The following is a 22,839-nucleotide window of genomic DNA, read 5'->3' on the forward strand; positions in this document are numbered from 1 at the left end:
GCAGCGGCAGACGATCCAGCAGCCGGAAGAAACCGACGGGCGGACGCACCGGCGGTACTCGCGGACGGGGTCAGTCCGGCGCTGCGCGCCGTGACGACCGGCAGTCAGGCGGCAGCCGAACAGCCGCAAAAAGCGACCGTCAAAGAACGGCGGGCACCGCAGAAAAAGCAGACGACAAAAGCCGGCCCAAAAAAGCCTCACGCCGCCGTGGCCGCCGTGGCCGTGGGGGCAGTGCGCAGGACAGCCAGGGCCAGGCCAGCAAGACGCAGCCATCGACGCCCAGTGAGCAGGACGGCAAGGAACGGAGCGAGAGCCGCTCACGCAGGCCACAGCGCGGGCCCGGACGGACCACGCGCGGCGACCGCAGCCGAAGTCAGACTGAACGCCGCAAATCTGAAAAACCGGAATCCTCCCCGGCCGCTGCCACGCCTGACGCCACACAGACTGCCAGCCAGGCAACGGATTTCACCGACACCCAGCCGCTGAAAAAGCACGAGAGCCCCAAGCCCATGCCACTGGCCGGCACGGATCAGGCAGGCGAGCGCAAAGCCGGCGGCAAGACCCCTGCCGATAGACCGGCGGCCCCCAAGGCAGCAGCGACGGAGTCAGCGTCACCACAACCGGCGGTCAGCCAAGAATCCACGCCCGAAAGCCGTCCGGCCGCAGATGAAAAGACCGCGGATACGAAAACCGAAGCGGTTGCAAAGCGGACACCGGAACCGGTGGCGCAGAAAAGCCAGGCAGACATGGAAACTGCCGCCAGGGCTGCTCAGCCGGTCAGCGCCACGCAAACAGAAAGCCAGGCAGCCGAGCCAAAACCCGTCGAAACGGAGAAAAAACAGACCCGCACCGTATACACCTCCAGTCCGACGGGGGAGAGAAGCGGCCCGGGCCGTCGTGACGATTGGTAACCCGGTGGTTTGATATCAGCAAAATAGGCCGGCGATAATGCCGGCCTTTTTTTTCCCTGATATCAGGCAGCCTGTCCTGCGCGCAGCTCGCTGATCAGTCCCAACGCAGCGACTTCGACCAGGTCGAGCACCTGCTCAAAACCGTTCGCGCCGCCATAATACGGATCGGGAACGTTTTCCACGCCCGCTTCGACCGCGTATTCCAGGAACAGGCGCAGTTTGTGGCGCTGATCCGGCGGGCAGAAATCGACCAGCAACGCCAGGTTGTCCTCATCCATCGCCAGGATCAGGTCGAAACGGGCAAAATCGTTCGCGCTAACCTTGCGCGCCCGGATCGTACTCAAATCGATGCCGCGCCGGATTGCCGCGGCCTGGGCACGCCGATCCGGCTGGTCGCCGATGTGGTAGGCGTGGGTGCCGGCGGAGTCTATCTCCACGTCCAGCTCCGGTGCCTCGCGACCCAGCAAATGGCGGAACACCCCCTCCGCCGTCGGTGAGCGGCAGATATTGCCCATGCACACAAAAAGTACGCTACACCGTGGCTTATCGTTCATAACTTCCTGTTTTTAAGGGTTTTTAGTTCATACGAATCCACCGAAGGCCATGGACATCCGGTTCCGCTTGTAGCGCGACAGTGATTTCATGCGGCAAATGTTAACGGCAAGCAAAGTCAAAGCGCTGACAAAGAAACCGGGGAACGCCATGGCCTCCGGCGGCAGAGGACTGTATTTCCGCAAGCGGAAGAATAGTCCATCCCTTTCAATCCGGGGAGGATAGCACTGGTTTTAAAACAACGGGAGGGCCAGCGTGGCAGACTATCGATCGAAAACACAGGGTTGCGAACTGTTCCATACGCCAACCGCTGCGTGAATATCAATTCACCAGCGACAGGCTATCGGGTGCGAATTACTGATGATGGGTGTGATGCCCCATGATTTTGTAATTCGCACCCGACACGTCCGTGCCAAATCAATGCCTAAAGCAGCCTCAGCGTAAACAGAGATGCCCGTACTTATGGCTGTTGCGTCAATGTAAATTCGAATTCGAATGGAATGGCTTCGGGCCCATCGCCGCCGTTACTAGAACATGGGGTCGAATGTGTACACTCTATGTCGCCATTCGCGTCAATTGCGAATGCACAAGCCAGATGGTCACCGGTTGATCTAAGCGTCCATGTATCATCGCCATTTCGTTTTACTTCTATCGGGCGCGTATCTTCAAGACATGTATTATCATCAGGCGAAATTGGAGGCGATGTAGTCAGTTCCATAAACCCGAGAACACCGTGGTTTGATACATCGAAACCATCCACCGGATGACCGCCAAAATACTTGAACGCCGCCGCAACGGTACCCGAAGCACGGCCCGCTTCTAACGAACCAAGATCGAGACCAGTTGTCTGATTGAAGCGAAAGTCGATTTCATAATCTGCGATGTCACTGCCACTAGGAGCCGCACGAGGAACCGACATAGACACCACCTCCGCACTCCTCCATCGTGATAATTTGTTTACGTTTTGCGTATTGGTGTCAAAACGGAAACCATCACCGGAACCAGTAGAAATACTGACGTGTCCCCTCTTACTGTCCTGATAAGGACCGCCACTAATGTTAGGTGTTGTTGTTTCTATAGTTAGATCAAACTTAGCCTGCAGGTTCCCGCTTTCGCTATCATCATCGCATTCGATCGGGCGGTCCGCTTTCTTTCCCTTACAGTCGGATTTCGGCGCGGCAAGCGCCGTGTCCGGCACGACAATAATATTGACCGCCGCCAGCAGAAACGCTGCCACAAACAAGGATGTGACCTGCGCAATTTTCGTGTTTTTCATCGTAGTATCCCTTTTCTCGCACAAATTATAAAATCATCAAGCCAATATTCAGAGCGTGTCTTCGCACCAGTTTAGTGCCGAGTCGGTCCCCCGCTTGATAAGAAGTATCGTCAATCGCGTTTCTCGCCCGTCCGCTTCCGCACGCAAAACAAAGCAGAATAAAAGTAGTTCGTCCTGTCCGCGATTGGTGCAAGCTACCAAAGCCCACACTTTCCGACTATGCGCGCGCGCACATTCAGCGAAAAGTCAGGGTAGTATGATCTGAACCAGTCCTGGGGCCGGGCTGTAGCCCGGTTGCAGCGTACTTCTACAAGCGGCATGGGTGTGGGGCTGATGGCTGAGCATATATTGCGCGTGATCGGACAAAGCGAGCTGTTCGCCGGGCTCGATCCGATATTGCTGCGCAAAATTGCTGACGTCGCACAGCGGACGAGCCTCAGCGCCGGCGAAATTCTGTTCCAGCAAGGCGACCCGGCGGATGCCGTCTGGGGCGTGTTGTCGGGCCGCATCACACAGACGATGCGCAACGAGGACGGCCGCGAAATGACCGTTGATGTCATTGAGCCGGGGCAGGTTTTTGCCGAGGTTGCCGTCCTCGATTGGGGCCCGCGGCGTTTCGAGGCGGTTGCCGCCGAGGACAGCTCGCTGTTTCGGATCAAACGCCGTCAGTTTCTTGAGCTGTTGCAGACCAGCCCGGAACTGTGTTTCCGGGTGTTCGCGCTGTTGTGTTCGCACTTGCGCGGCACCAGCAATGCCCTCGAAGAGGCAGCCTTGCAGAAATTTCCCGCGCGCCTGGCCAAAAGGCTGACGGCCCTGGCCGCAAACCATGGCGCCGGCCCGGCCGGGAAGGCGGCGATTGCCGGGGCGGCTGTATTGCGCATTTCGCAAAGCGAGCTGGCGCGCTTGATCGGGGTCAACCGCGAAGCCGTGAATCGACACCTGCGGGCATGGGAGAAGCAAGGCTGGCTCACGCTCAAACGCCGACAAATTGAAATCAACGACCTGGCCGCATTGGCGTCGTTGGCCGCGCCGACGGACAGCAGCAACGGCATTGCCGGCAAGCGGCTCATGTTCAAGGTTCCGGATGGGCTGCCGGAGCACCGTGGCGGCAAGTCCGCGGCCGTCTCCCCAATGCATGCGCGAACCATCCGTGATATGCGCAACGTGGGTCTGATGGCGGTGGTGGTCAGCGATTATTCCCGCGCCATGATGGCCGACGCCGCGGGTACGCTGAAATCCCTGTCGACCGGTATCGCGAGCATCTATAAAGCCGTACGCGATTGCGGCGGCACCGTCATCGGCCAAGCCGGCGACAGCATCATCGCCAGGTTCCCCGATGCATTGGCGGCTTTGCGCGCAGCGAAATCGATCCAGAAAAAAATTGCGCCCCGCTCGGCGACCGCGCCCGCCGCAAAGACGCAAGCGCTTGCCCTGTTCCGCCTGGGCGTGCACGCCGGCGATATCGTCGTCGACGGCGACAGGTACGTAGGCCCGGCCATCAGCATCGCCCTGCGCGTCGCCCAGTATGCGGAACCCGGCGATGTCTACCTTTCCGGAGTCGTGCGGGAACAAGTCAAGGCAGCGTCCCGCATTGAGTTCCGCTTTCTCGGCAAGCAAAGGTTTCGGGGTATCGAGCAGTCGGTACCGATTTATTCGGCCCAACCGGTTCCCGTTTCCAGATGGCTTTGGACGCGTGTCGATTCCCTGCTCAGCCGTCGGCTGCGGCCGGCGGCGGCGCTTGGCGCCGCCGTGGTGCTGATGGCGGTGGTCTGGGTGGCGGCACAGCAATTTCAGCAAGACGCCCTGGCGACGGTTCCGACTCAGTCCGTCGCCGTGCTGCCGTTCGAAAACCTGAGCGCGGCCCCGGAGGATGCCTTCCTGGCCGACGGCCTGTCCGAGGAACTTACCCGCGAGCTGATGGGCCTCGAGGGTCTCAAGGTCACGGGGCGCAATTCGGTGCAGTACTACAAGGGGCGCGACGACGATATAGGCACGATCGGCAAGATGCTGCAGGTTGCCTATGTGCTCGAGGGCAGCGTCAGGAAACTGGGGGATAACATTCGCGTTACGGCACAGTTGACCCAGGTCGCGAACGGCTTTCGCGCCTGGTCCGGGACCTACGACAGCGATGCGGACAACATCTTCGCAGTCCAGCGAAAAATTGCCAGCAATGTAGCGCAGGTCTTGGAAATGCGCCTCGACGCCCCTGGTCAGAGCAACCGCACATTGCCGCTGACGAGCGACTCCGAAGCCTATATGCTTTTTCTCCAGGCGCGGTATCTTTTTGGTTTACTCATGCAGGCGGATGCGCTGAAAGCCCTGCCGCTCCTCGACCGGGCCATCGAGCTCGATCCTGAATTTGCGGAAGCCCATGCTCTGCTTGCCATCATTTATCACGGTTTGGCGCCGGCAGATGAATCGTTGCCCTTCGATCTGCAGGAACGAACCAAGCGGAGCAATGCAGCGCTGGCCAGGGCTTTGTCACTGCAGCCGAATTCGTCGAAAGTGCTTGCCGCGGCCTCGCGCATTATGGCCAGAGACGGTGATCACGAAGGCGCGCGGCAAATGGCGGAGCGCGCCGTGGCCGCAAATGGCAACGATCCGGACGCCCTCTGGGCGCTGCGTATAGTTCGTTCGACCGCTGACGATTGGGCCGCTGCCCTGGAGATTCTGGACAGATTGATACGCCTGGAACCCATCTCCATAAGAGTGCTGATGAGCTACGCAATGGGTCTCCGCCAAGCGGGCAGATTGGATGAGGCCTGGGCGATGGCTGACCGGGCCAGGACCCTGAGCGCCAATCCCCGCCCGGCAAGCTCGCTGCTGGCAGCTATTGCACTGGCTCGCGGAGAGGTCGTACAAGCCATAGATTTGAGCATCCTCGGTCGCCCCTATGGCAATTACCTCGATCTCTGGTTTGGCCTTAAGGACGTGGACCTGGATAGCATACAGCCGAGGATCCGTGCCGCCGGTCCGTATGCTTATCTGGGTGAATACGACAAGGTTCGTCAGATCGTTTTGGAATCTTTTGCCAACTCGTTCGATGCACCCGAATATCTCATCGCGCGGGGAGAGCTCGAGGTTCTCGCCGGCAACTACGAGCAGGCGATCGAGTTCTTTGATCGAGCCCGCCCGAAGTTGCCCTTTGGAGATACAGAGCTTTTCTGGTCCAAAACTTATTCCGCGTATCTGAGCTGGAGCCGGAAATCGTCGCCATCGCTGGCGCTGCTTTATGCATACCGGCAAACCGGTCAGCAGGACATGGCGCAAGAAATGGCCGCCCTGATCGAGCGCGAAATTGCCGCCCGGCGGCAAAAATTCGACTCGGTCGACGGCACAGGCGACCACCAGCTTCTTTACCGGGAGGCAGAGCTGCTGGCGATCGAGGGGCGGGTGGACGCGGCAATCGCCGCACTCCGCCGCTGGCAGAGGTTCGATCCTGAACAGTTCAACTATCTCAAGAGCGATCCTTTCCTGGTCAGCCTCCATGACGAAGCCGAGTTCTGGCAGATCGTCGCTGAGGTGGAAACCTGGTTGGCAACGGTCCGCCAACAGGTCAAGGCAGCGCGATCAGGATAACAGGCCGTTGCCGCCATCCGCCTGAATCACGCTAACAGGAGGAACTCGCTTATTTCTTTGGCCAAGGCCATCTATCCAAACTGGAGAAAACTGCACCGGTGCCTGGCAACACCGGTGCAGTCTTGGGGTGAATCAGAAAGCAGCCGAAATTCTCGCGTACCAGAAACCGCCATTGAAACCAAATGGTGAGGTCAGCGATCCCGTCACACCCAGAAATTGCAAGACCGGGTCTTGCTCGGCATCCGGTGCGTTATCGAAGATGTTTTCCCCACCGATGGTAATGGTGAAGTTATCCTGGAACGAAAATCTCGCTTCGATATCGACCAGAATTTCAGCACCGTAAGACGAAACATCGGAGGCATCGCCCGGGCTGAACAGACCGCCGGTGGTTTTCCATTCGCCATAACGGTTGAAGCGCACGTAACCACCGAACAACCCGCCGGTGTCGTAATCGAGCGTCAACGTCGTCCTGTTTTCCGGCACCTGGTTTTCCAGGTCGAATACCCGTGAGGCATTGATCGAACCCGGCGCAACATTACTGACATCCTGGTCGTTGATGTTGTGCCGCAAATCCGCGGTCAACACACCGGTTGCCAGTTCGAAATCGGTCGTGATCGCGAGATCCAAACCGCTGACATCGGACTCGAAGCCATTGACAAAAAAGTTGGCAATGCTGCCATCGAGCAGGTTCGCGTTGGGTATGCCCGCGGCTGTCAACAACACCACATCAGCCGCAGTAATGGTGTTATTGAGCAACGCCAGCCGGTCTTCGATGTTGATATCGTAATAATCGACCGTCACGCTGGTGTTGTCCGATGGCAAATACACCAGGCCCAGCGTGAAGCTGGTGGATTCTTCCGGCTTCAGCGGCTGAGACCCCAGGACGATGGCAACCGGATGACTGACCGGGTAGACGCCGCTGGGAATCAGGTTACCGGCGGTATCGGCGCTGGTGGTGATGTTGAGCGTGTTCACCTGGCCCGGGGTGGGCGCGCGGAACCCGGTGCTGAAAGTCGAACGAATCGCCACGGTATCGCTCACCTCCAGCCTTGCGGATATTTTAAAATCGGTAGAGGAACCAAACTCGTCGTAATCCTCAAAACGAATTGCCGCGCCAGCCGAGAATTGATCGGTGAAGTCCGCCTCCACATCGATATAGCCTGCGAAACTCTCGCTGTCGAAGCTGCCGGAAGATTCGACCGGGAATCCCTGGAAGCCGTCCGATCCGACGCCAAAGAACGCCGCTGTCGGCCCCGCTTCTATCGAAGCCTGGTCGCCCGCGCCGATGATGTAGGTTTCGTCGCGAAACTCAGCGCCAAAGGCCACGTTCAGCGGTGACACCAGGCCATCGACATCGAATGTTTTCACAAAATCGACGTTGATGCCGGTCTCTTCCTGGGTCAGCGTCCCGGGACGGAAGCTGGTCGGCGACAGCGAACCCAGGCTCGGGTTGATGGTCTCGGAGATGATGTAATCCACTTCGCTTTCCGCAATGCGCCCGCGGATATCCCACCTCAGACCACCGGCGGACTCGCCGCGGATACCGAATACATAGGACTGGTCCTTGATAGTCGCCCCGAAATTCGGGTTGTAGCCACCCGGGAACATGGTGTGGATCGGATTGAGCAGCACGAAACCGCTGGGGCTGGCCACATCGGCCGTCAAGTAATTGGACGGGGTCAGACCGGCGGCAATAATGTCGTCGACCAGCGATTGCGGCGCCGGATCGGGCAAAAAATCCCCATCGTTATCGGTTTGCAGGGTCGTGCGTGCAGCAAACATCTCTGCCGGCGGCAACACCGGACCCCGATAGAAGAAATCGGAAATCGTGTCATTGTCTGAATAGCCGATATTGCCGTACAGTTCCACATTGTCATTGAGTTCATAAGCACCGTTGACAAAAAGCTTGATAGTCTCCACGTCCGGGTCACCCCAACGCTGACCCAAACCATTCAACGGCACCAGCGAAGCTCCGACAACCCCTGCCACTTGCACCGCATCGGGACGAGCGACACCGCGTGAGGTTTTGTCGGCCGTCGAATATTCAATGGTGGTGTTCAAAAAACCTTTGCCACCCAGGCTGAAGCCCGCGTTGGCGCCAATGGTCGTGCGAGCACCGTCGCCCTCATAATATTCACCCGTTTGTGCAAAAACGGTGACGCCTTCGTCAGCGTCTTTCAAAATCACGTTAATCACGCCGGCGATGGCATCGGAGCCATACTGTGCCGACGCACCATCGCGCAAAACCTCAACTCGCTTGATCGCACCAGAAGGCAGTGCGGAGAAATCCACCGCCTGCGCACCCTGGTTTACCGTGCCCAGGGGGGCCAATTGCAGATTGACCAGTGCCGAGCGATGGCGCCGGGTACCGTTGACCAGCACCAGGGTTTGATCCGGCGACAGATTGCGCAGGGTCACCGGGCGAATGAATGCAGTGCCGTCAGCGATCGGAAAGCGCTGGGTATTGATCGATGGCGAAATTTTCGCCAGACTTTCGGTCATATCGAAGGTGGCTTGATTGGCCAGTTCCGCGCCACCGAACACATCGATAGGCGAAAGGGTTTCCGTTGGCGATTGCCCTTCTTTGCGCGTACCGGTAACCACAACCTCCTCGATTTGATCGGCCCCTTCGGCTTCCTGGGACAACACCGTCGAGGGCGACATTGCAACGGACGCGGCAACGACCAACGATAATGCGCAAGATTCAAATTTTGTAATTAGTTTCATTGATGTCTCCAAGTTTTCACGACCAGGGAAATAGCAAGCGAACATGATGAAAGGAATGCCATCCCCTGTGCAGAGCCTGCAATATGACTCAATGACTTTTTATACGCAAAAAAAAGGGTGGTGTACAGACACTTGGCTGGCGGATTGTCCGGAGGTTTCTCAAATGGCCTCCACCGATGAGATCTGGTCACTCATTTATTGTTTATTTTCAGTTATATACTATTACTTTCTAGAGTCATTTATCGATAAAGGCCGCACCATACTTTGTACTGCCGGCGCCCGTGCCGCTTTCTTCAACGCCGCGCTGCGAGCAGTGAGCGCGCCCTGTCCAGATCCTCGGCGCTATCCACACCGGGCCCCATCGGCTCTGCGGCAATCGCGACCTGGATACGCATATTGATCCACAGCGCCCTTAGTTGTTCAAGACGCTCCGCGTCTTCCATCGGGGTCGCCGGCGTTTGCGCCAGGGATTGCAGGGCCGCTCCGCGGTAGGCGTATATACCTAGATGGCGCAGCGCCTGCCCGTGGCATTGTTGCGACAGCAGGTCACCGCCGGCCCCGTCTCGTTGCCAGGGTATCGGCGCACGGGAAAAATACAATGCGCGTCCCGTTTCATCGATGACCAGCTTGACGACATTGGTATCCAGGAATTCGCTGACAGAATGCACCGCTGTCGCCAGCGTGGCGAGCTGCGCGTCCGGCTGGTGCAAAAGAGTTTCTGCCGCCTGGCGTATAAGCCCCGGCGGCATCATGGGTTCGTCGCCTTGCAGATTGACGATGATCTCGTCGTCGCCCAGACCCATCTGCGCCGCTGCTTCTGCAACCCGGTCGGTTCCAGAGCGGTGTTGCGCACCGGTCATGATGACCTCCGCGCCGAAACCGGTCGCCGCCTGCTCTATACGGGGGTCATCGGTCGCAATCACCACCCGGTCCGCCCCGCTTTCGATGGCGCGCTGCCAGGTATGCCAGATCATCGGCTTGCCGCCGATATCCAGCAATGGCTTGCCGGGCAGCCGCTGGGAGGCAAAGCGTGCGGGAATGATGACGGAAAACTTCATGCAGGCGGGTCTGCGGATTCCAATGGCTGCGCTTCTTCTTCCAGCATTACGGGTATCTCGTCGCGAATCGGAAAGGCGAGACGGTCGAACTTGCAGATCAGCGCTTCGGGCTCGGCCCGGTACTCGACCGGCCCTTTGCACAGCGGGCAGGCAATGATATCGAGCAGTTTCTTATCCATGGTCATTCTCCGGCAGGTGTTTGATGCGAGCGAAGCATTTCGTTGAGCTGCTTGCGTATTTTTTCTTCCCCATCCTCTGAAAATTGCGTGCGTACCGGCAGGTACCAGGCGTTGCCGAGTTCAAACCCGCGACACTTCACGGCATCTTTTTCGGTCATTACGATGGCAAAGTCCCCGGCAAATACCAAATCCTTTTGACGATAGCTGAAGTGATCGGCAAAAGCATGGCGCTCGATCGTCAAACCGGCCTGCTCCAGGCCTGCAAAAAACCGGTTCGGATTACCGATACCGGCGACGGCGTGAACCGGTCCCGACCAGGCATCCAGGTCGATTTTTTCCGAATCATCAAGCCGGTGAAATTTGTCGCCAACCAGCTTCATCCGGTAAACCGGGCCATCGTAGCCAGGCCCTTCGCCTGACCCGTTTACCACTACGCAATCAACGCTACGAGCGCGTTTTGGCGATTCGCGCAGCGGACCGGCGGGCAGCCGGCTGCCATTACCGAATCCGCGCCGGCCATCGATGACCAGGATTTCGAAATCGCGGACCAGGCGATGGTGTTGCAAGCCATCGTCGGCAATCAATACGTCACAGCCAAGACCGATCAGCTCTTTCGCCGCGGCAACCCGGTCGCTGCCCACGACGACCGGGCAACCGAGCCGGCGCACCATCATCGCCGGCTCATCGCCGCAATAATCCGGCTCCATGTCAGGGCTGACTCGAACAGGCCCTTTGCCAACCCGTCCGCCATAACCGCGACTGATGATACCCGGCCGCGTACCCATTGCCTGCAGGCAAGCGGCCAGCCACATGACCAGCGGGGTCTTGCCGGTCCCGCCGGCTGTCAAGTTGCCGACCACGATAAGCGGCACCGACAGCGGTTCCGGTCGCAGGATACCTGCGCGCCAGAGAGAGCGATGCAGCCAGGACAACAATGTGTAAAGTCCGCTGAATGGCAGCAACAACAGCCAGCCGATGTTCCTGTCGGAATACCAGATCCCGTTAAGCCATCGGTGCATGGCTACGCGCGCTCGCGCTCAAACCTCGTGGAACTGCATCTGGTATAGCGCCGCATAGTGCCCTTCCCGGGCCAGCAACTCCTGGTGACTGCCGATTTCCACGATCCGCCCCTTGTCCAGCACCAGGATGCGATCGGCGTTTTCAACGGTTGACAGCCGGTGCGCAATAACCAGCGTGGTCCTGTCGTGCATGAGCTGGTCCAGCGCTTGTTGAATTTTTCTTTCCGACTCCGTGTCCAGCGCCGAGGTCGCCTCATCCAGGAGCAACACGGGTGCGTTGCGCAACAAGGCGCGCGCGATCGCAATTCTCTGCCGCTGGCCGCCCGACAACAACACGCCCTTGTCGCCGACCATGGTATCGAGGCCAGCCGGCATGTCGTCGACAAACTCCATCACATGCGCGGCCGCGGCCGCCTGGCGTATCTGCCCCTCACTGGCAACGCCAAGCGCGCCATAGGCAATATTGTTTGCGATGGTGTCGTTGAACAACACCACATCCTGGCTGACCAGGCTGATCTGGGCGCGCAAATCCGACAACGCGTAGTCGCGAATATCGAAACCATCCAGCCTGACGCTGCCATCATCGGGATCGTAGAAACGCGGCAATAGGCTGACCAGGGTCGATTTCCCGCTGCCTGATCTGCCCACTATGGCCAGCGTTTCGCCGGCGCTGATGGTCAGCGACAACCGATCGAGGACCTTCTCCCGGCTCGATGGGTATCTGAACGTGACCTCGACGAACTCCAGCTCCCCACGGGCTTTCCCCAGCGGCACATCGCCACCGCAATCCTCCACCGGCTGGTCCAGGACCTCGAATATGCTCTGCCCGGCCGCAATACCCTGTTGCAAGGGCGCGTTGATATTGGTCAGCCGTTTCAGCGGCGCCATCAACAACAGGACAGCACCGAGAAACGAGACAAAGGTGCCAACCTCGATCGGCTCGCTCAGGATATCGGAAATCGCAACATAGACCACCCCCGCGATCCCGCACGCCGCGAGAAGCTGGACGACCGGCATGCTACCGGTGCGGGCGGTAATCAGTTTCATGTTCATCCGCCGGTTGTACTCGTTAGCCACTTCGAACCGGTCGCGCTCGTATTCCTGGCCATTGAATACTTTGATGACTCGATGTCCGTCCACGGCCTCGTCTGCAACCCGGGTGACCTCCCCCATGGAATTTTGTATGCGGCTGCTGTAGGACCTGAACTTGTGACTCAAATAGCGCATCAGGACAGCTATCAGCGGGGCGATAACCACCATGAACAGGGTCAGGAAAGGGTTGTAATAAAACATCAGTCCAAGCAGGGCCAGGATGGTCAGCGTGTCCTGGACCAGCGTCTTGACGACATCGGTCGTTGAATTCGCGATCTGCTCGATGTTGAAAGTGATTTTTGACAGCAACACGCCGGACGCACTCTGATCGTAATAGGCAGTTGGCATGTTCAGGTAATGAACAAACAATTGCTGACGCAGATTCTTGATGGCCTGGCGCCCTATCCAGCCCAGGCAGTAACCCGAGGCAAAACCGGCAAAGCCACGGATCATGAAAATCGCGACGATCGCCCAGGGCAACCAGCGGATGACCGCGGAGTCACGCTCGACAAAGCCGCCATCGAGCAAGGGTTTCATCAGCGCGGCGAAAGCCGCTTCGGAGAGCGCGTACGCCACCATGCCGATGCCGGCCAGAATAAACATCGGCCAATAACCCGCCGCGTAGGAAAACAGCCGCTTGTAGACCGCCCAACCCCCGCTGCCCAGGGTATTTTGCTGCATGGAAACTATGGTTCCTGCTCGTTACTCGTGGCGATGTTGACCTGGCTGAATCCCAAGCGTGCGATCACGTCCATCGCAGTAACGACATCCTGATGGGTAGCACGGGCATCGGCCCTGATCGTCACCGGCAGTTCTCGGTCTTTGCCCGCGATTTCGGCCAACGCAATGCGCAGCGTCTTCGGGTCGTTGTTGATCAGTTGCCGGTCGTTCACCCAAAAATCGCCATCCGCGGTAATGATAATTTCCAGCAACGGTATCATCTGGGCCGGTTCGACTTCGCTGCTCGCTGCCGGCAAACGCACCTTCAACTGTGCCTGGCGCACGAAACTTGTGGAAACCATAAAAAACACCAGCAACAACAGCACCACATCGATCAGCGATGTCAGGTTGACCTCGGGCTCATCGGTCAGCTGCCGTCGAAGGTTCACTTGTGGTTACCTTCCAGCGTGTCAACCAACCGCATCGCCTCTTTTTCCATCTGGATGACGAGGCTATCGACCCGGCTGCTCAGGTAGCGGTAACCGATCAGCGCCGGTATGGCGACCGACAGGCCGGCGCCGGTCGTGATCAGCGCCTCGGAAATGCCCTGTGCAAGCACGGATGGATCACCGACCCCATGCGTGGTGATCGCGGCGAATACCTTGATCATACCGATAACGGTACCGAGCAAGCCGAGCAATGGCGTGATCGCGGCAATGGTTCCCAGCGAATTGAGGAAGCGCTCGAGATCATGGATGACATGCCGTCCGATATCTTCGATACGCTCCTTCATCACTATGCGATCACGATCCCTGTTCATCAAGCCGGCAGCCAATATCGCTCCCAGTGGCGAACTTTCGTCAAGCGCCTTGATGTTTTTTTCGTTGAGCTGTTTCTTGTCGACCCATTTCCAGACCGTGCGGGAAAGATTGTCCGGCAACACTCTTTTCTGCTGCAACGTCCACAAACGCTCAATGATGATGGCGGCGGCGACTACCGAACAACCCAGTATCGGGATCATCAGCAACCCGCCCGACTTCACGATTTCAAACATAGTCCCTCGTGTTGGTCGCGCTGTATCAGCTTGGCTCGAATTCGCGGCATGATACCGCACCCGAAGCGGAGCCGGAAACCTCGATACCCGCGTTGCCACGGTCGGCCGGGTACAATTCCTCTTCTGCGATTCGCCACACCGGCAGGCTGTCTGCGCGCGCTCTGCGTATGCGCAGAAAACTGCCGGCTGCTGGCAGGAGCAGGCTGATCGCTCCGGAATGGCCGGTGTCCAGCACCTCGGCCCCCGCGTTGCGCCAGCGGCTGACTACATCCGGTTTTGGAAACCCCCAACGATTACGATAACCGCTCGAAACCACAGCCAGCTTTGCACACAGGGCAGACACCCAGGCCGCGGTGGATGAGCCTGAACTGCCGTGGTGGGTTACCAGCACCACATCGGTCCGCCCGACCATGTCCAGCAGGTATTTTTCGGCTGGCGCCTGTATGTCTCCGGCGAGCAATGCGCTGCCAGCGGCGGTGCGTATCAGCAGCACACAGGATGCATCATTGCCTTGCCAGGCTGGGCTATCCGGGTGGAGGACCTGAAAATCGACACCGTCCCATTGCCAGCGTTGGCCGAGCATGCACGGCTCGGTCGCGGCCGGTCGCCGGTCGCCGCCACCGGCCAGGATCCGCGCCTCGGGGTACGCGTCTCGCAACGAGTCGAGCCCGCCGCTGTGATCGGCATCGCCATGACTGACCATGATCAGGTCCACCGTGCGCTGCCCGCGGCTGACCAGGTACGGGATGACCGTCCGGCTTCCGGCATCGGCGCCGGATCCATAACGCGGCCCCGGGTCGTAAACCAGCAGATGGCTCGACGTCTCGACGATGACCGACAGTCCCTGGCCGACATCGAGAAACACGATCCGGGCAGCGCCCGCCGGCAGCCTTTCTGTCACCGGCAGCAAGATCGGTAAAAGCATGAACAACCCCAGCCAACGGCCCGGCCAGCCCGGCGCCAGCAGGTAAACCGTTCCCAGCGCCGCCAACAGCAAAAACTGGGGCTGGCTGGCAGGAAATGTCAGCGGTGGAATGTTGGCCGCCAGCCATTCCAGCCATGGCCAGGAAAACGCAAAAATTTCACCGACGAGTTTCAGCACGACTGCCGCCAGACTGTCGAGACCGGCGAGCGCGGCGGCAACCGAAAGCAGGATCAGCGGGACCAGGCAAACCGTGAACAACGGTATGAATACCAAGTTGGCAACGAGCCCCGCCGGCGCCGACAAAGCGAAAACAGCCAGGCCCACCGGCAGCAGCCCGACAAACACCGCGGCCTGAGCCCGCAGCAAGCCACGCCACCAGGCCGTTTTTGACGCGCGGCCCGACAACACCAGCAACAAACTGGCAACGGCACCGAAAGAAAGCCAGAACCCCGGCTCGATCGCGGCCAGCGGATCGAGCAGCAGAATAACGATCAGGGCGAGCGCCATGCCCTGCCCCACGCTCGTCGAGCGTCGCCACCACAAGGATAGCCCGATCGATAGCAGCATGATCAATGCGCGCTGGGTCGGCAGGCTCAAGCCGGCCAGCAACGCATAAACCACAGCAATTGCGAACCCTGTCATCAAGCTCATGTCGCGGCGGGCAAGCCGCCGGCTCAGCATCGGTATCAGCATCCACAAAGCCGCGCCGCCGAAGCCGCCGACCGCGGCCGCGATACCGATATGCAGACCGGAAATCGCCATCAGGTGCACGGTGCCGGTGGCTCGCAACACCTGCCATTGGCGTTCACTGATGTCGCGCCGGTCCCCGAGCGCAAGCCCATTGACCAGTCCGTGCCATTCCGCTGCCACCGGGTACTGTTTCAATTTATGCGCGAGCCGGAACCTGAACGCCAGCCAACGGCTGGACGCACTACCGTCATCCGCCAGCTTGCGGTTGTCCGCCTTGTTGTCGACATAGGCGGTCGCGCCGATATTTTTTCTGAATAGCCACCCTTCATAGTCGAACCCGCCGGGATTGACGCCGCCTCTTGGCGGTCGCAGGCGCAACCCCAACTGCCAGATCTCGCCCGGCGCCGGCGCGAACTCGCTTCGATACCAGGACACCACCAGGCGCTCCGGTACTTTCCGGGCCGCGGACAAAGGCCGGAATTCGAAGCGATATGCGCCGGGCAGCTTCATCGGCATGCTGTCAACCACGCCGGTGACCACCGTGGTCCCGCGGTCCGTGGAGGGGGCCAGGCGGTCGTCCAGCCGCTGGTCGACCGCCGCAATTGCCAACGCGAATCCCAGCGCAAAAACGAAAACGGCCTGGCGCTGAAAAACCCAGACACCAACGAGCAACCCGGACAGCAACGGGAAAACCGCGGACCCAGGCCAAAGCACCATCAGGCCGAGCAGGTTGCCGGCCAGTAAGGAAAATGCGACCAGCAGCACTGTCAACGGCGTCCTGGAACGGAGATAATCCCGAGAGCCCTGATCTTAATCAGGCATCTTTGCCAACGCATGAGCCATTTCTGCTATGCCACGCCGGTTTTTCAAACGAATTTCACCGAAATACAAAGACATCAAGGAAGCGTGGTACCTGCGCCCTTTCCAGGCACTGATCCATGACCCGGCGCTTTGGGCCACCCATCGAAAGGCCGTGGTCCCGGCGGTGGCGCTGGGCATTTTCGTGGCGTTCATTCCTCTGCCCATACACCCGCTGCTCACGGCTGGCGGCGCCATTTTGATGCGGGTGAACCTGCCGATCGCCCTGGTTGTAGTCTGGATCAATAACCCGCTGACGATCGCGCCGATATACTATTCTGGTTATGTGCTGGGGTCGTTTTTGCTTGGCCAGCCGCCGCCGGCAACCACGGACTGGCAGGTCCTGATTGCTGAAGGCCTGTGGCCAATGTTGGCCGGCCTGCTGTGCCTGGGGTCGCTGCTGGCGTTGCTGAGCTATTTTGGCCTGAACGCGTTCTGGCGCTGGTCGATGGCCTCGCGTTTGAAACGGCGCCGCAAAGCAACCTGATTATTCGCTGAGCCCTTCTTGCAAGCGGCCGTCGCGAAGGGTCATGACCCGGCTCATGCGACGCGCTATGGCCAGGTCGTGGGTGACCAGGACCAGGCTGGTCATCAATTCCTGGTTCAACTCGAGCAGCAGGGAAAATACCCGCTCGCCGGTCCGCCCATCCAGGTTCCCGGTGGGTTCGTCCGCCAGCAGAATCCGCGGCCGGCTGACCAGCGCCCTGGCAACCGCCGCGCGCTGGCGTTCACCGCCGGAGAGCGCGCCAGGACGATGGTCCAGCCGCTCGCCGAGACCAACCCGCTGCAGGAGTTCGCGCGCCGCGTTGCGCGCTTTGGCCGGCGGCTCCCGGCGTATCAGCAGCGGCATCGCCACATTTTCCAGCGCACTGAATTCCGGCAACAAATGGTGAAACTGGTAAACGAAGCCGACCGCAGCGTTGCGCAGATCGCCTTTTTCGGCATCATTCAATTCGGTCATATTGTGGCCGGCAATGCTGACGGTGCCGGAACTCGGCGCATCCAGCCCGCCGAGTAATTGCAGCAGGGTGGTCTTGCCGGAACCCGATGCGCCGACGATCGCGACCGTCTCACCCGCCGCCACCTTGAAATCGATACCGCGCAATACTTCCACTGTCTTGTGGCCCTGGCGGAAGTTCTTTACCAGGCCCCGGCATTCGAGTACCGGGGTACTGCTGTCGGTCTCCGACCGGCCTTCACTCATATCGCAACACCTCAGCGGGCTGAATCCGGGCCGCTCTCCAGGCCGGGTACAAGGTCGACAAAAATGACAGGCCGAGAGCGGTCGTACAAATCCTTATCAGGTCGGTTACATGCACGCGCGCGGGCAGATCACCGATGAAATACACATCCGCGGCCAGCAGATCGGTCTTCAGCAGGGTTTCCACACCCTGGATCAGGTATTCGAGGTTGACCGCGATCAGGATGCCAAGAAGCAGCCCGCCCAAGGTACCCAGAACACCGATCAGGACGCCCTGCACCATGAATACCTTCATCACACTGAACGATCGTGCGCCCATGGTCCGCAAAATGGAAATATCGCCTTGCTTGTCCCTGACCACCATAACCAGCGTCGATACGATGTTGAACGCGGCAACGCCCATGATCAGGAGCAGGATCGCGAACATCATCGACTTGGTAATCTGGATGGAGCGAAAAAAATTGGCATGGCTGCGGGTCCAGTCGGAAATGTACATGGCGCCATCGAGGCGCGGGGCCACATCGCGGACGACCTCCGGCGCGATCAGCGGGTCGATGATGCTGAGACGGACGCCGCTTACCCGTTCGCCCAGTTGATAAAGCCGGGCCGCATCGCTCATGTGGATGAAAGCCTGATTGCGGTCGTACTCGTACATGCCGGCATGAAAAATTCCGCTGACCCGGAATCTTCTCACAGGCGGAATCACGCCGGCCGGTGTCACGCGGCCGCGGGGGATGACCATGATCACGTGGTCGCCCACCTCGGTTGCCAGGTGTCGCGCAAGATCGCTGCCGAGCACGATCCGGTAACTGCCCGCCTGCAGGTCGTCCAGGCTTCCTTGCACCAGCAAGTTCGCCACGGCGGACACTTCCCGCTCACGCTCCGGCACGATTCCCCTGACCAGCACGCCGCTGACCTGGTCAGCGCCGACCAGCATCGCCTCGCCTTCTATGAACGGCGCCGCCGAGCGCACGCGCGGATCCTGTTCGACCAGGGTAATGGCGCTCTCCCAGTCATCGAGTCCCTGCTCACCGCCGGATACGGTCGCGTGCGCCGTCATCGACAGAATGCGGCTGCGCAGCTCTTCCTCAAAGCCGTTCATGACCGACAGCACAACGATCAGCACCGCGACTCCCAGTGCGATCCCGAGCATGGAGATCATCGAGATAAACGAAATAAAGCGGTTGCCGCCGTGCGAGCGGATATACCGCAGACCAATAAAATACTCATACCGGAGCTGGAGCTTGGGACGCGAGCTAGTCATAGCGCAACGCCTCGGCTGGCTCGACCCTGGCGGCGCGGCGGGCCGGGAAAACGGTTGCCAGTGTCGACAACACCAGGGCGGCCGCGGCAATAAACAGCACATCGGCGGTATGCAGATCGGATGGCAACTGGCTGATGTAGTAAACATCCGAGGGCATGACCTGGAAACCGAACCAGGCCTCCAGTCTTGGCATGATGACGCCAACATTGAGGGCCAGGACTACGCCGAGCGCGACTCCGCTCAGCGCCCCGACCCAACCGATTACCAGGCCCTGGATCATGAAAATCCTGACCACGGATTCGGCTCTCAGCCCCAGCGTGCGCAGGATCGCGATCTCCGCTCGCTTGTCGGTCACCACCATCATCAAGGTAGCGACTATGTTGAAAACGGCAACCGCGACCACCAGCAGCAAAATAATGCTCATCATGGTTTTTTCGATGCGAATTGCGCGGAAGTAACTGGCGTTCTCCACGGTCCAGTCGCTGAACCGGTAGCGGTCGGCGCTGGCCAGACTGCCGGCGAAGGTTTTTATCCCGGCCGGTGCGGCAAACACATCGTCAAATTGCAGCCGTATGCCAGTGACCGAATCACCGAGCCCGACCAGCCTTGCCGCATCGTCAATATTGACCAGCGCCAGTGATCCATCGTGTTCCTGGATGCCGGCTTCAAAAATCCCGCTGACCGTAAAACGACTTATTCTGGGCCTGATGTCACCTGCGGCGAGACCGGTTCGCGGCACCAGCAAATTCACCCGGTCGCCGACATCGACGCCGAGGCGCAATGCCAGCAAGCGCCCAAGCACGATGTTGTTGCCAGCAGTATTCAGGTTGTCCAGGGATCCCCGCAGCATGAAGCTGTCGATCCGGTCCACGGTCTTTTCCAGCCGCGGGTTTATCCCACGCACCAGCGCGCCGTTCAGCTTCGAACCATTTGCCAGCATCCCCTGCAACTGCACGTAGGGAGCCGCGCCAACCACATTCTGCTGCTGCTGCGCGCTGGCGATGAGTTCCCGCCAATCGCTGATACCGCCGCGAGCGGCCGCCACCGTCGCATGAGAGGTCATCGACAACAGGCGGCCGCGCAACTCGTTTTCGAATCCGTTCATGATCGACAGCACGACGATCAGGGCGGCGACGCCAAGCGCTACGCCGATCAGGGAGGCCAGCGTGATAAACGAAACAAAGCTGTTTTGTTGCCTGGTGCGCAAATAACGCAGACCAATGAAAATTTCCAATGGTTGGAACATGGCCCGCGATTAAATCACAATGGCGCAGTTCTGAATAACGCGGCCCATCGATAGCCCGGCGCGGAGCCGCCTCCTCACCTCCGCCACTGTAGGAAACCGCCACCCGGCGATTGCCGCCCGATACCGGTCAATCTCCTCAAAACTGGTGGAAAGCAATGATATTTCACGCATTTTTTTTCTCTGGCCACAGTGTTATATTCGCGCACAGGGACTCAAGGAGAGACGCCATGAACAAACGGACGATTGTACTCGCCACTTTACTTGGACTTGGCATGGCCGGCCCGCTCATTATGGCCACCGCGGTTTCCGCAGAAACTATCGCCCAGTCTGCAACCGGTCCCGGCCGCGGCATGAGCATGGAACAGGTGGAAACCCGTTACGGCACACCGAGCTACCGATACGCATCCGTTGGCGACCCGCCGATCACCCGCTGGGAGTACGCAGACTTTGTGGTTTATTTTGAGTACCGCTACGTCATCCATTCGGTCTCGAAGAAAAAATCCGGCTGAGCCGCGGAACACCAGCCATTCGAGCCTGCAAGCTGCGCCGCCGGGCGCGGCGGGATGAGCGTTGCCCTGTCCGGCCGTTTGCCAGCGGAATGGGAACCGCAGTCCGGCATCATGCTGACCTGGCCACGTCAGGACGGGGATTTTGCCCGTGCCGGCAACGACCGGTTGCGCGGTGCCGAGGTCTCTTTGCTGAAAATTGCGGCGCTTGCCAGCCGGCATAAACGCGTACTGCTGATTATAGAAGACCAGGGCATGGCAGCCCGGCTGAGCGTCCTGATCGACGAAGCCGGCGGCTCTGCCGGCAGAGTCAACTTCATCGAGGCGCCTGCCGATGACATCTGGGCCAGGGATCACGGCCCGGTGACCATTATTCAACAGGGCCGCCCGCTGCTATTGAATTTTCGTTTCGACGGCTGGGGGAAAAAATTTCCGGCAAGCCAGGATAACGCGATTAACGAGGTGGTGCACGCTGCCAGTGGCTTTGGCAACGCCGAAATGCTGACCGTGGACCAGGTGCTGGAAGGCGGCGCTATCGAGACGGACGGCGAGGGAACCCTGATCAGCACCCGGCGCTGGCTGCAGCGTTGCTGCCCGGACCGCCAACTTTTAATGAATTACATTAAATTTATCTCACAACTTTTTGATATTCAACATTTTATTATCTTGCAGGATGGGGAAATACACGGCGACGACAGCGATGGCCATGTGGATATGCTGGTCCGGTTCGCAGATGCGGAGACCCTGCTGTACCAATCCTGCGACCAGCCAGATGATCCTCATTATCAAAGCCTGCAAGCCCTGGGGAACGAGTTGCGAGAACTGCGTCGTAAAGACGGACAAGCCTTTGTTGTGCACCCGCTACCCTTTCCAGGCAAAATAACCGGGCCGCACGGAAACCGCCTGCCCGCCAGTTATGCAAATTTTCTGCTCACCGATACGCACGTCCTGGTCCCCGGATTCGGGTGTCCGGCTGACCAGGAAGCGCGCGAACTGATCTCTCGCTGTTTCCCGGACCGGCAGGCGGTCAGCATCGACTGTCTGCCATTGATTATCGAAGGTGGCGGATTGCACTGTGCAGCAATGCAATTGCCTGCCGGATTGCTAGACCGGCCGGAGAACCCGCAATGAATAACGGTAAACATTTGCCGGTCGGCCTGGTCCAGCATGCCTGCACCGCCAGCCGGGAAGAGAATCTTGAGCGCAGTCAGCGCGGTATCCGGCAGGCGGCGGCAGATGGCGCCAGGCTGGTGCTGTTGCAGGAACTGCATACCTCGGTCTATTTTTGCCAGACAGTGGATAGCCGGGTCTTTGAGATGGCTGAAACTGTGCCGGGCCCAACCAGCGACCTCCTGGGGAACCTCGCCAAAGAACTGGGCATCGTCATCGTCGGCTCGGTCTTTGAAAAGTGCGCAGCCGGTCTTTTCCACAACACTGCCGTGGTTTTGAACCCCGATGGAACACTGGCTGGAAATTACCGGAAAACCCATATTCCGGACGACCCGGGGTATGCAGAGAAATTCTATTTCACGCCAGGCGATCTCGGTATCCACGCGATCGAAACGCCAGTGGGCCGTCTTGGCGTCCTGGTGTGCTGGGATCAGTGGTATCCGGAAGCGGCCAGGCTGATGGCGCTGGATGGAGCGCAACTGCTGCTCTATCCCTCGGCGATCGGCTGGGACGCCAGTGACCAAGCGGACGAAAAAGAGCGTCAGCTGGAAGCATGGGTTACGGTTCAACGTGGCCACGCGATAGCCAATCAGTTGCCGCTCCTTTGCTGCAACCGGCCGGGTACAGAATGGGCAGCAGACGATTCGGGTTCAAACATCGAATTCTGGGGCTCCAGTTTTGTCTGCGGTCCGCAGGGCGAGATGCTCGCCCGCGCAGCCAATGCCGATCAGGTGCTGTTGGCCAATGTGGATCTCGGCCGCAACGAAGAACTCGACCGCGTCTGGCCCTTTTTCCGCGACCGGCGAACCGATTTGTACGGAGATCTTGTGAAACGCCGCCGGGTACACAAGTAGGGCCCATCAAACTCCCCC

General features: G+C 59.3%; 19 protein-coding genes. 6 read left to right on the plus strand and 13 right to left on the minus strand.

The genetic code is table 11. The features are described from left to right. Nucleotides 1-911: hypothetical protein (locus tag IIA05_09850; protein MCH9027406.1), on the plus strand; the 911-nt coding region annotated here is incomplete at its 5' end. A 62-nt stretch (nucleotides 912-973) separates the two neighbouring features. Here the strand turns inward: IIA05_09850 and IIA05_09855 are convergent. Then, nucleotides 974-1,465, minus strand: a complete 492-nt coding sequence (locus IIA05_09855) for a low molecular weight phosphotyrosine protein phosphatase (protein ID MCH9027407.1) — start codon at nucleotides 1,463-1,465, stop codon at nucleotides 974-976. Between the two features lie 458 nt (nucleotides 1,466-1,923). Further along, nucleotides 1,924-2,739 carry a hypothetical protein gene (locus IIA05_09860; GenBank protein MCH9027408.1) on the minus strand — a complete coding sequence of 272 codons (816 nt, stop codon included), beginning with the start codon at nucleotides 2,737-2,739 and terminating at the stop codon, nucleotides 1,924-1,926. A 333-nt stretch (nucleotides 2,740-3,072) separates the two neighbouring features. Here IIA05_09860 and IIA05_09865 point away from each other — a divergent pair, with 333 nt between their 5' ends. Next, complete coding sequence (locus IIA05_09865; GenBank protein MCH9027409.1) at nucleotides 3,073-6,318, plus strand: cyclic nucleotide-binding domain-containing protein; 3,246 nt, start codon at nucleotides 3,073-3,075, stop codon at nucleotides 6,316-6,318. A 132-nt stretch (nucleotides 6,319-6,450) separates the two neighbouring features. On the opposite strand, the gene IIA05_09870 is transcribed toward IIA05_09865, so the two are convergent. The 8 genes from IIA05_09870 to IIA05_09905 all read right to left on the minus strand — a co-directional run bounded on the left by IIA05_09870 (nucleotide 6,451) and on the right by IIA05_09905 (nucleotide 16,493). After that, nucleotides 6,451-9,045 carry a TonB-dependent receptor gene (locus tag IIA05_09870; protein MCH9027410.1) on the minus strand — a complete coding sequence of 865 codons (2,595 nt, stop codon included), beginning with the start codon at nucleotides 9,043-9,045 and terminating at the stop codon, nucleotides 6,451-6,453. A 293-nt stretch (nucleotides 9,046-9,338) separates the two neighbouring features. Continuing rightward, the gene (kdsB, locus tag IIA05_09875) at nucleotides 9,339-10,103 is read right to left on the minus strand and encodes a 3-deoxy-manno-octulosonate cytidylyltransferase (protein MCH9027411.1); all 765 of its coding nucleotides are present in this window, start codon (nucleotides 10,101-10,103) and stop codon (nucleotides 9,339-9,341) included. Then, a complete protein-coding gene (locus tag IIA05_09880) occupies nucleotides 10,100-10,282 on the minus strand; it encodes a Trm112 family protein (GenBank protein ID MCH9027412.1) in 183 nt (60 codons plus the stop codon). The genes kdsB and IIA05_09880 overlap by 4 nt, the downstream gene beginning before the upstream one ends. Nucleotides 10,283-10,284: 2 nt before the next feature. After that, a complete protein-coding gene (locus tag IIA05_09885) occupies nucleotides 10,285-11,301 on the minus strand; it encodes a tetraacyldisaccharide 4'-kinase (protein ID MCH9027413.1) in 1,017 nt (338 codons plus the stop codon). Between the two features lie 18 nt (nucleotides 11,302-11,319). Next, nucleotides 11,320-13,074 carry a lipid A export permease/ATP-binding protein MsbA gene (msbA, locus tag IIA05_09890; GenBank protein ID MCH9027414.1) on the minus strand — a complete coding sequence of 585 codons (1,755 nt, stop codon included), beginning with the start codon at nucleotides 13,072-13,074 and terminating at the stop codon, nucleotides 11,320-11,322. A gap of 5 nt (nucleotides 13,075-13,079) precedes the next feature. After that, nucleotides 13,080-13,502 (minus strand): biopolymer transporter ExbD, encoded by a 423-nt coding sequence (locus tag IIA05_09895; GenBank protein MCH9027415.1) that lies wholly within the window; start codon nucleotides 13,500-13,502, stop codon nucleotides 13,080-13,082. Then, a complete protein-coding gene (locus IIA05_09900; protein MCH9027416.1) occupies nucleotides 13,499-14,107 on the minus strand; it encodes a MotA/TolQ/ExbB proton channel family protein in 609 nt (202 codons plus the stop codon). The genes IIA05_09895 and IIA05_09900 overlap by 4 nt, the downstream gene beginning before the upstream one ends. Nucleotides 14,108-14,132: 25 nt before the next feature. Beyond that, on the minus strand, nucleotides 14,133-16,493 hold the full coding sequence (locus IIA05_09905; GenBank protein ID MCH9027417.1) for a DNA internalization-related competence protein ComEC/Rec2: 2,361 nt from the start codon (nucleotides 16,491-16,493) through the stop codon (nucleotides 14,133-14,135). 79 nt (nucleotides 16,494-16,572) lie between these two features. Here IIA05_09905 and IIA05_09910 point away from each other — a divergent pair, with 79 nt between their 5' ends. Then, nucleotides 16,573-17,067, plus strand: coding sequence for a DUF2062 domain-containing protein (locus IIA05_09910; GenBank protein ID MCH9027418.1), 495 nt, complete (start codon nucleotides 16,573-16,575; stop codon nucleotides 17,065-17,067). Here IIA05_09910 and lolD read toward each other — a convergent pair whose 3' ends face one another. Genes lolD through IIA05_09925 form a run of 3 tightly spaced genes read right to left on the minus strand, consistent with a single transcriptional unit; the run spans nucleotide 17,068 to nucleotide 20,291 of the window. Beyond that, a complete protein-coding gene (gene lolD / locus IIA05_09915; protein ID MCH9027419.1) occupies nucleotides 17,068-17,784 on the minus strand; it encodes a lipoprotein-releasing ABC transporter ATP-binding protein LolD in 717 nt (238 codons plus the stop codon). Beyond that, nucleotides 17,777-19,045, minus strand: coding sequence for a lipoprotein-releasing ABC transporter permease subunit (locus IIA05_09920; protein MCH9027420.1), 1,269 nt, complete (start codon nucleotides 19,043-19,045; stop codon nucleotides 17,777-17,779). The genes lolD and IIA05_09920 overlap by 8 nt, the downstream gene beginning before the upstream one ends. Next, the gene (locus IIA05_09925; protein MCH9027421.1) at nucleotides 19,038-20,291 is read right to left on the minus strand and encodes a lipoprotein-releasing ABC transporter permease subunit; all 1,254 of its coding nucleotides are present in this window, start codon (nucleotides 20,289-20,291) and stop codon (nucleotides 19,038-19,040) included. Before IIA05_09925 ends, IIA05_09920 begins: the two co-directional genes overlap by 8 nt. A 227-nt stretch (nucleotides 20,292-20,518) precedes the next feature. On the opposite strand from IIA05_09925, the gene IIA05_09930 reads away from it, so the two are divergent. The 3 genes from IIA05_09930 to IIA05_09940 are packed head-to-tail and all read left to right on the plus strand — an operon-like array spanning nucleotide 20,519 to nucleotide 22,821. Then, on the plus strand, nucleotides 20,519-20,800 hold the full coding sequence (locus IIA05_09930) for a hypothetical protein (GenBank protein ID MCH9027422.1): 282 nt from the start codon (nucleotides 20,519-20,521) through the stop codon (nucleotides 20,798-20,800). Nucleotides 20,801-20,854: 54 nt separating this feature from the next. Continuing rightward, nucleotides 20,855-21,928 (plus strand): agmatine deiminase family protein, encoded by a 1,074-nt coding sequence (locus IIA05_09935; protein MCH9027423.1) that lies wholly within the window; start codon nucleotides 20,855-20,857, stop codon nucleotides 21,926-21,928. Continuing rightward, a complete protein-coding gene (locus IIA05_09940) occupies nucleotides 21,925-22,821 on the plus strand; it encodes a carbon-nitrogen hydrolase (protein MCH9027424.1) in 897 nt (298 codons plus the stop codon). Before IIA05_09935 ends, IIA05_09940 begins: the two co-directional genes overlap by 4 nt. Nucleotides 22,822-22,839: the final 18 nt, after the last annotated feature.

Source organism: Pseudomonadota bacterium (genome assembly GCA_022572885.1).
GTDB lineage: Bacteria > Pseudomonadota > Gammaproteobacteria > Steroidobacterales > MnTg04 > MnTg04.

Bases quoted from the DNA above. Each gene is read 5' to 3' on its own strand.
- IIA05_09855 (MCH9027407.1), bottom strand. From the start codon at position 1,465: ATGAACGATAAGCCACGGTGTAGCGTACTTTTTGTGTGCATGGGCAAT.
- IIA05_09860 (MCH9027408.1), bottom strand. From the start codon at position 2,739: ATGAAAAACACGAAAATTGCGCAGGTCACATCCTTGTTTGTGGCAGCG.
- IIA05_09865 (MCH9027409.1), top strand. From the start codon at position 3,073: ATGGCTGAGCATATATTGCGCGTGATCGGACAAAGCGAGCTGTTCGCC.
- IIA05_09870 (MCH9027410.1), bottom strand. From the start codon at position 9,045: ATGAAACTAATTACAAAATTTGAATCTTGCGCATTATCGTTGGTCGTT.
- kdsB (MCH9027411.1), bottom strand. From the start codon at position 10,103: ATGAAGTTTTCCGTCATCATTCCCGCACGCTTTGCCTCCCAGCGGCTG.
- IIA05_09880 (MCH9027412.1), bottom strand. From the start codon at position 10,282: ATGGATAAGAAACTGCTCGATATCATTGCCTGCCCGCTGTGCAAAGGG.
- IIA05_09885 (MCH9027413.1), bottom strand. From the start codon at position 11,301: ATGCACCGATGGCTTAACGGGATCTGGTATTCCGACAGGAACATCGGC.
- msbA (MCH9027414.1), bottom strand. From the start codon at position 13,074: ATGCAGCAAAATACCCTGGGCAGCGGGGGTTGGGCGGTCTACAAGCGG.
- IIA05_09900 (MCH9027416.1), bottom strand. From the start codon at position 14,107: ATGTTTGAAATCGTGAAGTCGGGCGGGTTGCTGATGATCCCGATACTG.
- IIA05_09910 (MCH9027418.1), top strand. From the start codon at position 16,573: ATGCCACGCCGGTTTTTCAAACGAATTTCACCGAAATACAAAGACATC.
- lolD (MCH9027419.1), bottom strand. From the start codon at position 17,784: ATGAGTGAAGGCCGGTCGGAGACCGACAGCAGTACCCCGGTACTCGAA.
- IIA05_09920 (MCH9027420.1), bottom strand. From the start codon at position 19,045: ATGACTAGCTCGCGTCCCAAGCTCCAGCTCCGGTATGAGTATTTTATT.
- IIA05_09925 (MCH9027421.1), bottom strand. From the start codon at position 20,291: ATGTTCCAACCATTGGAAATTTTCATTGGTCTGCGTTATTTGCGCACC.
- IIA05_09930 (MCH9027422.1), top strand. From the start codon at position 20,519: ATGAACAAACGGACGATTGTACTCGCCACTTTACTTGGACTTGGCATG.
- IIA05_09935 (MCH9027423.1), top strand. From the start codon at position 20,855: ATGAGCGTTGCCCTGTCCGGCCGTTTGCCAGCGGAATGGGAACCGCAG.
- IIA05_09940 (MCH9027424.1), top strand. From the start codon at position 21,925: ATGAATAACGGTAAACATTTGCCGGTCGGCCTGGTCCAGCATGCCTGC.